Here is a 10193-nt window from a genome sequence, read left to right as displayed (position 1 = left end):
GGGGGAAACCAGTGAGCGGAAGGTTTGGAGCAAGGCGAATCACGGCGTCAACTGCGATTCCGACCTTATGCCCGTATTCGCACCGTCCGTGAATCCTGCACCCTGCACCAAATATGCGGAAGAACCCAATCAAGGTGAGACTGCGCCGATTGGGGGGTAGCCCGACCGGAGGACCGACCCCATCGGCGTCGCGCGTTTTTGGACCCGTCTGGCGGCCGGGTGCGGCTGGCGCGAGCTGTTGATGCGTCTCGACAAGAGGGAATCGATGCCTTGCCTGGCCTCCACATCACCGACCACCAGATGAGCCTGTACATGACCTACCGACAGACACTGTCCCCCGAGCCGCCGCGGCCAAGGCGGGGTTCTCGAAGGCAAGCGCGTATCGAATCGAGGGCGATTGTCGCCCGCCATCGCAGAAGAAGACGCCGAGGGGCCGGCGCCGGTCCGATCCCCTCGCGCAGTATTGGGAGGCCGAGATCGTTCCGATCATGAAGGCTGCGCCCGGCATCCGCGTGATCGGCGTGCTGGACGAACTGCGCCGACATCCGCTGCACGCTGGAGCGGCGCATCAACGCCTGGCGGGCGCTCAACGGCCCCGAACAGGACGTGATCTTCCGCCAGCAGCTCGAGCCCGGCCGCCTGGGTCTGTCCGACTTCACCGACGTGAGCGCGCTCGGTATTACCATCGCGGGTGAGCCGCTCGATCATCGGCTCTATCACTTCCGGTTGGCGTTCTCCGGCTTCGAGCATGCCCATGTCGTGCTCGGCGGCGAAAGCTTCGTCGCCCCGGCGGAGGGCTTGCAGAACGCGCTGTGGGCGCTTGGCGGCGTGCCGCGGGAGCATCGCAGCGACAGCCTGTCGGCAGCGTTCCGCAATCTGGCCGCCGACGCACGGGAGGATCTGACGCAGCGCTACGCCGGGCTGATGGGCCACTATGGCATGGCGCCAACGCGCAACAATGCGGGCGTCGCACATGAGAACGGCTCGATCGAGAGCGCGCACGACCATCTCAAGCGGGCACTGGAAGATGTGTTCAATCCCGGCATTTGCTGGAGCGGGTTGAGTTTGAATCGTTCTGGCTTGGAAGTCCAGCATTTGCAGATGTATTCGTAGGGTGTAAGGCCCTTCAGGGTCTTCAGCCGCCGAGCGTAGTTGTAGGCGGTGATGAAGTCGGCAAGGTGAGCTTCGAGCTGATCGTGTCGATCGTAATGGTAGCGTTGGACGGTCGCTTCCTTGATCGTGCGGTTCATGCGCTCGACTTGGCCATTGGTCCAGGAATGCTTGATCTTGGCCAGCCGATGTTCGATCCCGTTTTCCTGGCATCGCATATCGAACATATGCATCACGTATCTTGCCGTTGGGCCGTCGGCGTAGCGCGGCGGGAAGGTGAACTGGATCCCATTGTCGGTGAGAACCGTGTGGATCTTGTAGGGGACAGCCGCGATCAGAGCTTCGAGGAAGGCCGAGGCTGGGGTCCTTCCTGTCTTCTTGACCAGCTGCACGAAGGCGAACTTGCTGGTGCGATCGATTGCGACGTAGAGGTAGAGCTTGCCTTCAGCGGTCTGGAGCTCAGCGATGTCGATGTGGAAATAGCCGATCGGATAGGCCTTGAACTTCTTCTTCGAAGGCTTGCCGCCTTCCACCTCCGGCAATCGGCTGATGCCGTGGCGCTGGAGGCAGCGATGCAGGGATGACCGCGTCAGATGCGGGATGGTTGGCTGCAGCGCATAGAGGCAATCGTCGAGCGGCAGCAGCGTATGCCGCCGGAACGCGACGATGATCGCCTCCTCCTCGATGGAAAGGACTGTCGACTTGGCTTCCTTGGCGCCTGTCGAACGATCGGCGACAGTCTCGCGCTGCTTCCACTTCGCGACAGTCTTCTGGTTGATCCCGTAGCGCTTGGCGAGGGCTCTCAGGCTCTCTTGACTATTTTGTATTGCTCGACGGACCGCCTCCGTCATGGTGGCGCAGCCGTGTAAAACCTATCCCATAGCGCATCCCTCGAATCGTGCGACAAGAATGCACCATCAAAGCTTGGGACTAAACACCTAGCGCTTGGGGGTCGTGTGCTTGTCTTTGCTCCTGTGACGGAGCAACTCACGATAGCCGCCCCGCATTAGGCGGAGCCCCATCTTGACTAAACGAAGGGTTCGGCTGCGCAGATCGTGTGTTTTCCAACCTCGATCGGGAAGCCGCGCCTTGCCAAAAAGGACTTGCGCGACGTTACGATAGCCGTTGCCTTCCAGCCACCCGTCCACTGCACGTATGTCAGTAGCTCGTGATCTGTCGCCTGTTTGTAGCTCGTGAAGTGTCGTGTTTTTGGTGCCCGGAGCAAAGGGGGCGCGATGGGCACGGCATCCATTCACGAGGGTGTACGACGGATGCGGTTTTCAGATTTGCTGGAACGGACGGAGGCGAGGGAACTGACGCAGGAGGCTGCTGCGGAGGTTCTCGGGATCAGTGTTCGGACCTTCCAATGGTGGGCGGAGCGTTATGAGGCGGAGGGCGATGGCGGGCTGGTCGACCGCCGGCTGGGGCGGCGCTCGCCACGGCGGGCCCCACAGGAAGAGCTGGAACGGATGCTGGGACTGTTCCGGGACAAGTACGCGGACTTCACGGTGAAGCACTTCCACGAGCAGCTGCAAAAGCGGCACGACTATGTGCTGGGCTATACGGTGACGAAGCTCGCCCTGCAGGCGGCAGGCCTGGTGCGGAAGGCGCCGAAGCGTTCGGCGCACCGCAAGAAGCGCCCGCGCCGGCCGCTCCGGGGCATGCTGCTGCACCAGGACGGATCGCGCCATGTCTGGATCGAAGGTCTTCCGGCGATGGACCTGATCGTCACGATGGACGATGCGACGAGTGAGATCTACTCGATGCTGCTGGTCGAGGAAGAAGGCACGGCCTCGACGTTCCTGGCCCTGGGCGAGGTGATTGGCGAGCATGGCCTGTTCTGCGCGCTCTATACCGACCGCGGCAGCCATTATTTCCTGACCCCAAAAGCTGGCGAGAAGGTCTCGAAGACGCAACAAACCCAGGTGGGACGGGCCTTATCGCATCTGGGGATCGAGCATATCGCGGCCTATTCGCCGCAGGCGCGGGGGCGCTCCGAGCGGGTGTTCGGCACCTTGCAGGACCGGCTGCCGAAGGAGCTGCGGCTTGCCGGGATCACGACGGTTGAGGCTGCCAACGCGTGGCTGAAGGCGCATTACATCCCCGGGCACAACGCCGCGTTTGCGATCAAGCCCGATCAGGAAGGCACGGCGTTCGTGGCCGATCGGCATGAGGCCTGGCGCGAGGCGCTGTGCGTGATCGAGGAGCGAACCGTTGCCAACGACAATACCGTGGCATGGAACGGTCGGCGGCTGCAGTTGCCGGAGAGCCGGCTGAGGCCTCACTTCGTCAAGGCCGTGGTGCGGCTCCATGAGTATCCCGATGGCACCGTCAGCGTGTTCCTGGGACCGCATCGATTGGCGAGGTTTGCCCCTGACGGACAGCAGATCAGCCCCGACGCGCCTCAGCCTGGCGGCGTGCTCGGAGCCGTCAAGGACAAGCCCTTGCGGGCGCGCAAGCGCGCGTCCTTGACCGCTCCTGCGCGCCCCGCCGTCGAGAAAGCGCAGGTCGGGACGGAGAAACGGGCTTCAAGTCGAACAAAGAAACTCACCCACACAGCTAAAGCCGCCACAACAGCCGTGGCATGATCAATCAGGGAAAGCCATTCCCGCCTTCCGGCTCCCCTGCAAATCAGAAACGAAGGCGACAGATCACGAGCTACAAAAACACGACATTTTCACGCTACGGACACCCGTCCACTGCACGTAAAGCGAGGATGTGCCGATCCCGAACTCCAGTCGATTGAGCAAGAGGAGGCGATCCGACGGGACGCCGTTCGAGTGCTAACCAAAACCGGTGGGCGGCCCGTAAACGAAGGTCGAAGTTACGGTCGAGTGGCAAGTCGACGGCCAGCATTGATCCAATCGGCGGGAGTTCTCTTAACCAGAGCCCATGCTTCGCTCCACCGAGCGGCACGATAACATGCCATCCGTCCGGTGCTTCACGCAGCTCGCTGCCCGCCAGGTCGGTGAACATAAGGCCAGACGGCTCAGACACAATTGAGCACACCGCCGCGCGGACGATCAGCACAGTCGAATGCGCCTCAGGCGACCAGAAAAGAGCCTGTTTGTCGAATGCTTTTTGCGGATCAGCCGGAAAACGTAAGTCTCCACTTCCGCCGGAAGTGATCCGTCGCGCCGGATTGTTTGCTCCTGAGCCGAGACCCGAAGTCCTTTTGATATTCGGAATCGCGGCGCAACCACTCCCAGGCCACGTCGGCCGCCTCTGCCTGCTTGGCTTGGTGGTATGCGCTCTCTGATCTCCAGTCGGCACCTGACATCGCACAATTTCCCCGCATGCTCTGAATGCACGTGCAAGCTAGCCGCAGGGTTGTGACTATTTGTGGTTGCAGTCGCGCACCATCCCACTTCTGATGCATTTCCGCGATGGAATGATTAACTTTTTCGATTTGGATGAACTCACTTCCGCTTACCTACTGTCACTCTCCCCATCACGGTAGTTAGGTGGAGGTGATCGCGAGGCTTGACGCGCGGCTTGCTCTCAGCTGATCGGAACAACGCCTATCAATAGGCTCCCGAGCACGAAGAATCGGTAATGTCTTTCACTCACCAGCCTCATAGCTTCGAGACCGGCTCATTTGGCTGCTAAGGCGTCCGCCTCAGCTGAACCTCCTGGTTTTCTCTGGCTCACCCGTCAGGATCAACATAGGGTCAACGAGCGCGCTCTAAGTCTGCGGGGGCTTCGTAAGAAGGCGACAACTCGGCACGATGCCCTGCCGATCGGCGCGGCAAGGACCTAGCCCTCTACATTGTCGGACTCCCAATGTTCAATTAGTCCGTCGGACCCGGGCGGATGAGCAGAACTATTATTCGCGCAGGCACCGGCACAGGCATGCAGTATCGATCAGATTTCCCAATACCTAGCTCCGGCCATTTTGGCGGGGGCCGGTCAACTACCAACCTTCGCAATTGATTCATGTGACAGAGGAGTGCCACCTTCACCGCATGAACGTCAGCAGTTCAAGCGCCCAAGGAATTGGCATGCAAGATCAACCTCAATCTGTCATAGCCAATCGCCATGAACGTTCCGCCGATTTGTCAATCGCAGAACAGTTGCGGTCCGAGATCTGCTGCAGCTGCCAGCTCTCCTTCCTTATGGAAGCGCACGACGGCCTCTCCGCCGCAATCGCCGAGCGCGCGGGCTTCAAAGGGCTCTGGGCATCCGGTTTGTCGATCGCCTGCTCTCTCGGTTATCGTGACGGGAACGAAGCGTCCTGGAGCCAACTCGCCGACAGTGTCGAACGGATCGTAGCCTCAACTCAATTCCCCGTCCTCGTCGACGGTGATGGCGGCTTCGGGAACTTCAACAATGCTCGTCTGTTGGCGCGCAAGCTCCATCAACGCGGCGCAGCCGGCGTCACGCTGGAGGACAGCTGCTTTCCCAGAATGAATTTGTTCGTCGGCGATCGGCATCCGCTCGCCGATGTCGACGAAATCTGCGGGCGCCTGCGCGCAGTTAAGGATGCACTGGCCGAGAACTTCGTCCTTGTGGCCCGGATCGAGGCACCGATTGGCGGTAAAGGGATGGATGAGGCGATTATGCGCGCTCACGCTTATGCTGACGCGGGAACCGACGCAATCCTAATACACTCCCGAATGAGTGCCGCAGATGAGGTCCTTGCGTTTGCACGCGTTGCAGAGCAAATTACCGGTCGTAATCGTTCCTACGAAATATTACCGAACATCAGCTTCTGTGTATCGCTAAGCGCACATCTCCACGGTGATCTGGGCCAATCACTCGATGCGACCGGCAATAGCGGCGATGCGCCAATTCTGTCATCGAATTATGACCGAAGAGAACACTGCGAGCATTAAACCTAATATTGCGACGCTTGATGAGATCTTCGAACTGCTAAGATACGACGAACTGGTCCGAGCGGAAGCTCGATACCTAGCTGACCGGCGACCCGACGCGTTGTATTCAGACCCGGCAGCGATTGCGTAGGACGATTGACATGAAGCCGTCTGCCGTACAATCCGGCGCAAGGACGCACGATGACTGGCAGCTCGCCCTGGGACGGAAGTTGATGGCATGCTTCGGCAGCAATTTCTCGGCCCTCTGGGTAGTCCCAAGCACCGACAACCGTCAATTGATTGATGAACATACCCTTCAGCTTCAGCAAATTGTCCTTCTGCGCACTGGACAAGTTTGGCCTCGCAGCGTCGATGATGACATGCCCGATTGACGGAGAACATGCATGCTGGCGGAGCGAACAGCCATCTTTAAATACCCAGACACTGCTGCCGCATTATCTGCGGTCAGAGCAGCTGCCGCGAGCGGCGACCAATTAATCGATTTGACCAAAGAGGAGATCCAGAGTGATTTGGCGCCAATGGTGCGGGAAGGCACGATCATCGCGATTAATCGCAATAACTGCAATACCGAGATAGAGAACTCGGCGAAGCTGTGCGGCGCAATCGCCCGCAGAATTTCCGCCGACACTGGTCAATCCTGGTCGGCGGACGAAGTCGCAATTACGAGCGGCTCCAAACACGCTCTCTTCATCGCAGCTATGGTGCTTCTGAATCCTGGAGATGAGGTACTCATCCCAGCCCCACATTGGAGTTCCTTCCCTGCGCAGGTTCGGTTGGCAGGCGGAGTGCCGATCTTCATCGAGACAAGATACAACGATTACGTCCCGAAGCTTTCAGATCTGGCTTCGGCGGTCACGTCAAAGACCAAAGTGATCGTGGTCAACACACCGAACAATCCTACGGGCACGATTTACGATTACGATACCCTTGCGGAAATTGCCCGGCTTGCTGCTGACCGAGATCTGTGGATTGTCTTCGATGAATGCTACGGGGCTTTCGCCCATGCTCCCCACACTCATCATTCCCTCGTCTCGGTCGCTCCTGCAGCGCGCAACCGCATCCTAATCGTCAATTCGTTCTCCAAATCTCTGGCCCTAACCGGCTGGCGGATCGGTTATCTCGCCGGTCCAACAGCAGTCATCAGCGCCGCGCTGGCGCTAGAACGCGATACGTCCTGCAGTCCAAACGTCATCTCCCAGCATGCACTGCTCCATCATTTGGAGTCCGGTGATGCCGCCTTCCAACAGAAACTTCAACGTCAGGTCAGCGAAGCACGAACGCTGGGGCTGGCGGTCCTCTCAACGCTGAAGTCGATTCCTCCACCGGCAGCTCAAGGCGGTTTCCATTTCTATCTCGATCTCAAACAGTGGCGGCGAAGCATCAAGGGGCCCGGACCGGAATTCGACGCTCATGAGGTCGCTAATGCGTTGCTGATGGACGCTGGCGTCGCGACGGTTTCTGGCACGGTCTTTGGCGATCCAGACGGGGTCCGGCTCTCCTATGGAGTTGATCTTGGCTCACTCGACAAGGGCTTGCGGCGCCTATCCGCAACTTTGAACACGTGGAAATGAAGTCCTGGAGAATTCGCCGTCCTTGGAACTATGAGGGTTCGTACCATGCCCGGATTTCCTCGCCGCGCTGTCGTACTTGCAGCGGGCATTGGCTCACGTCTGCGGCCGCTGACGGATCTACGGCCCAAACCACTCGTCGAGGTCAACGGCTTGCCAATCCTGCATACCGCCTTGCGGAACCCGGACGCCGTCGGAATCGGTGAGGTGACGATTGTCGTCGGCTACCGCAAGGACGCCATCCAGTACGCCTGTGGCAGCCGCTTCGGCGGGATCGACATCAACTACGTCGAATCGACAGAATTCGATCATACCGGCAGCGCATATTCCCTGTGGCTGGCGCGTGACGCACTGCTTTCGGGAGATTGCCTTCTCCTCGAGGGAGACGTCTTCTTCGAGCAAGATGCATTGCGCCGCCTAATCAGTTCCGCGAGCGATATGGCAGCAGTAGCTCCGTTTGATGAATGGATGGAAGGCTCTGCAGTTCTTCTGTCGGATAACGGCTTGATCACAGGTTTCCGGATGAAGCAGACGGCAGCCGATATTGTCCCATCCGGGCCGCAGCTATTCAAAACCATGAACCTGCTAAGACTTTCTGGCGCGCCCCTCAAAGAAACGGTTGTTCCAGCCCTAAATGAAATTATCGGATCCGGATCCAAGCAGGCTTACACTGAGGAGCTTCTTGGCTATCTGGTCGAGCGGCGCGGCCTTCAGCTTACAGCCGTGCGATGCGATGATCTCAAGTGGTGCGAAATCGACATCATCGAAGATCTGCACATCGCAGAGTGTATCTTCTCACCAGCGCACGGCACTCGCCAATAGTATGACCAGCAGGACCAAGGACCAGCGAGGTGCCAATGCTAAGATACCTTTGGGATCCGGCAAACGCCATCACGGTGGGGCTTGTTTTTTCTTCCGTCAACCTATTCCTCGCTCTGTCCGGAGACCTTGAGCTGTCAGTGGCAGCGGCGCTTTGGGCTGTGCTAGCAGATCACCTCGACGGAATCGTGGCCACCCGCACGCCGAACCGTGATCGGGGCGCTGCGAAAATGGGCAAGAGCCTGGATGGCTTCGGAGACATTATCTATGGAGCCTTCTGCCCTCCGCGATCGTGATTCAGCTCAGCCACGCTTTCATCCTTTCCCTGGCGACCGCCACTGCTCTACTCGTGGCAGGAGCAATCAGGCTAAGCTATTTTGCAAATTTCGGCCGATCGTCCGATGGGCACTTCCTCGGTGTACCCCTGTCGTACGACGTTCCGCTATTGGCTCTCTTGTTCCTCCTCCAGCCTTCTATTAGTGCCGAATTATTCGAGTGGCTCGTGAACATCTGCTTCCTGCTGCTTGCGGCCGCTCACGTGGCGTCCATTCGCGCCCTCACCCGGCCCGGTAATGTATGTGGCCATCAGCATCTTCGCGGTAGCTTCCTTCGGCTGCCTTGGCGAACCGGTCTCTTTGACGACAGCTATGGGCAGATTATCGAACCGTGTGGAGGCAGGCATGATCGAAGCGCGTGGTACGGTTCCTTATAGGAGGACCTCTCATGTCCCTGTCTATGACGCCTTGCTTGAGCGTTGCGCCTTCCGAAGCGGAAACAGCTCGGCATCATGAACCTGGCCGTGAAATACTGTTTGTCCGAGCGTGCATCGTATCTGCGTCGAGGTGGCTGGCGTGACCATCCAGCCTGAACTCCTGCAGCGACGCGATCTGCGTCAACGAGACCGCGAACGAGGCTGGATCTTTCGCGAAATTGGCGTCGAGCCGTTCATTCAATGCGCCGGCGTCCGCACCCTATATGGAGCAAGCAATCCGAGTGACGAAGTCATCGCGGCCATGAACGCGGCTGCAGAAGCTTTCGTGGACATGGACGAACTGGCCGACGCTGCAGGTCAACCGCTCGCTCAACTCACGGGCGCCGAATGGGGTGTGATTACCGCCGGCACTGCGGCGACGCTAGCGTTAGCCACGGCGGCGTGCATCGCCGGAAACAATCCGGAATTGATGTTGCGATTGCCGGAAACATCGGGGCCGCGCAGGAAGGTACTGATCCCCTCTGACCAGGGGTTCTCCTACGAACAGGCAATCCGTATCGCAGGTGGCGAGATTGTGAGTGTTGCCACTGTCGAAAAGCTGGCAGGCGCTTTGGACGGAAGCGCCGCGATGATCTGCTTGCTTGCGTCTGCCTTGCCAATAAGCTCAGTCCTCTCTCTCGCCCGTGCCGGCGGCGTGCCGATTCTCGTCGAGGCAGCCGGACTTTCGCCAGAAATGCCGGACCGCTGGATCAGATGTGGCGCCGACCTTGTGGTTTATGCGGGCGGAAAATATACCCGGGCGCCACAATCCACTGCGATCGTGCTTGGTCGTGAACGGCTTTGCAAGGCAATCTGGTGGAACGGAGCGCCCCACCAAGCCTTCGGCCGTGCGATGAAGGTCGGCAAGGAGGAGGTCGTGGGCGCTGTCGTCCCACTCGATCGCTGGATCAATTTTCGAACAGCCGCGAACGAACGTGACCAATGGCTCCCGCGCCTAAAGCGGATTGAGTCGCAGCTCAACTGTAAGCGATCAGCCGAAGCCGTTCATGGCTTATAATTCCAGGGCATGAGTTGATCGATGTTGGAGATCGGCCATCGGTTGGCGACGCGCTCGAGGGTCTGCGTTAGCCAGGCGAGCGGATCGACGTC

General features: G+C 59.3%; 9 protein-coding genes and 3 pseudogenes. 7 read left to right on the top strand and 5 right to left on the bottom strand.

What is annotated here, in order from left to right:
• Nucleotides 1-270: 270 nt before the first annotated feature.
• Nucleotides 271-1029, top strand: a pseudogene (gene istA, locus FNJ47_RS40925) (IS21 family transposase); the annotation flags it as partial.
• A 2-nt stretch (nt 1030-1031) separates the two neighbouring features.
• Here istA and FNJ47_RS40920 read toward each other — a convergent pair.
• Nucleotides 1032-1961: pseudogene (locus FNJ47_RS40920) on the bottom strand (IS481 family transposase); the annotation flags it as partial.
• Between the two features lie 87 nt (nt 1962-2048).
• Entirely contained in the window at nt 2049-2366 is a 318-nt protein-coding gene (locus tag FNJ47_RS50430) for a DNA -binding domain-containing protein (RefSeq protein WP_163161821.1), read from the bottom strand.
• Between FNJ47_RS50430 and FNJ47_RS40910 the strand changes: the two genes are divergently transcribed.
• Entirely contained in the window at nt 2346-3698 is a 1353-nt protein-coding gene (locus FNJ47_RS40910) for an ISNCY family transposase (protein ID WP_163161819.1), read from the top strand. The two genes, FNJ47_RS50430 and FNJ47_RS40910, sit on opposite strands and share 21 nt — an antisense overlap.
• A gap of 94 nt (nt 3699-3792) precedes the next feature.
• Here FNJ47_RS40910 and FNJ47_RS54055 read toward each other — a convergent pair whose 3' ends face one another.
• On the bottom strand, nt 3793-3966 hold the full coding sequence (locus FNJ47_RS54055) for a DNA -binding domain-containing protein (protein WP_347341784.1): 174 nt from the start codon (nt 3964-3966) through the stop codon (nt 3793-3795).
• 232 nt (nt 3967-4198) lie between these two features.
• Nucleotides 4199-4390 (bottom strand): transcriptional regulator domain-containing protein, encoded by a 192-nt coding sequence (locus tag FNJ47_RS54875; protein ID WP_430649467.1) that lies wholly within the window; start codon nt 4388-4390, stop codon nt 4199-4201.
• A 721-nt stretch (nt 4391-5111) separates the two neighbouring features.
• Between FNJ47_RS54875 and FNJ47_RS40905 the strand changes: the two are divergent.
• The 5 genes and pseudogenes from FNJ47_RS40905 to FNJ47_RS40885 all read left to right on the top strand — a co-directional run bounded on the left by FNJ47_RS40905 (nt 5112) and on the right by FNJ47_RS40885 (nt 10101).
• A pseudogene (locus FNJ47_RS40905) lies at nt 5112-6075 on the top strand (isocitrate lyase/phosphoenolpyruvate mutase family protein).
• Nucleotides 6076-6085: 10 nt separating this feature from the next.
• The gene (locus FNJ47_RS40900) at nt 6086-6316 is read left to right on the top strand and encodes a hypothetical protein (protein WP_163161817.1); all 231 of its coding nucleotides are present in this window, start codon (nt 6086-6088) and stop codon (nt 6314-6316) included.
• 12 nt (nt 6317-6328) lie between these two features.
• Complete coding sequence (locus FNJ47_RS40895) at nt 6329-7516, top strand: pyridoxal phosphate-dependent aminotransferase (protein WP_163161815.1); 1188 nt, start codon at nt 6329-6331, stop codon at nt 7514-7516.
• Between the two features lie 45 nt (nt 7517-7561).
• Nucleotides 7562-8335, top strand: coding sequence for a phosphocholine cytidylyltransferase family protein (locus tag FNJ47_RS40890; RefSeq protein WP_163161813.1), 774 nt, complete (start codon nt 7562-7564; stop codon nt 8333-8335).
• Nucleotides 8336-9183: 848 nt separating this feature from the next.
• On the top strand, nt 9184-10101 hold the full coding sequence (locus FNJ47_RS40885; RefSeq protein ID WP_236000405.1) for a hypothetical protein: 918 nt from the start codon (nt 9184-9186) through the stop codon (nt 10099-10101).
• Here FNJ47_RS40885 and FNJ47_RS40880 read toward each other — a convergent pair.
• On the bottom strand, nt 10089-10193 hold a 105-nt coding region (locus tag FNJ47_RS40880; RefSeq protein WP_163159899.1), incomplete at its 5' end, for a transposase domain-containing protein. The two genes, FNJ47_RS40885 and FNJ47_RS40880, sit on opposite strands and share 13 nt — an antisense overlap.

Source organism: Bradyrhizobium uaiense, from assembly GCF_010811875.1.
Taxonomy (GTDB): domain Bacteria; phylum Pseudomonadota; class Alphaproteobacteria; order Rhizobiales; family Xanthobacteraceae; genus Bradyrhizobium; species Bradyrhizobium uaiense.
Note: the sequence above shows the minus strand (reverse complement) of the source record. Positions and strands in the feature narration are given on the sequence as shown.

Bases quoted from the DNA above. Each gene is read 5' to 3' on its own strand.
- FNJ47_RS40910 (WP_163161819.1), top strand. From the start codon at position 2,346: ATGGGCACGGCATCCATTCACGAGGGTGTACGACGGATGCGGTTTTCA.
- FNJ47_RS54055 (WP_347341784.1), bottom strand. From the start codon at position 3,966: ATGCTGGCCGTCGACTTGCCACTCGACCGTAACTTCGACCTTCGTTTA.
- FNJ47_RS54875 (WP_430649467.1), bottom strand. From the start codon at position 4,390: ATGTCAGGTGCCGACTGGAGATCAGAGAGCGCATACCACCAAGCCAAG.
- FNJ47_RS40900 (WP_163161817.1), top strand. From the start codon at position 6,086: ATGAAGCCGTCTGCCGTACAATCCGGCGCAAGGACGCACGATGACTGG.
- FNJ47_RS40895 (WP_163161815.1), top strand. From the start codon at position 6,329: ATGCTGGCGGAGCGAACAGCCATCTTTAAATACCCAGACACTGCTGCC.
- FNJ47_RS40890 (WP_163161813.1), top strand. From the start codon at position 7,562: ATGCCCGGATTTCCTCGCCGCGCTGTCGTACTTGCAGCGGGCATTGGC.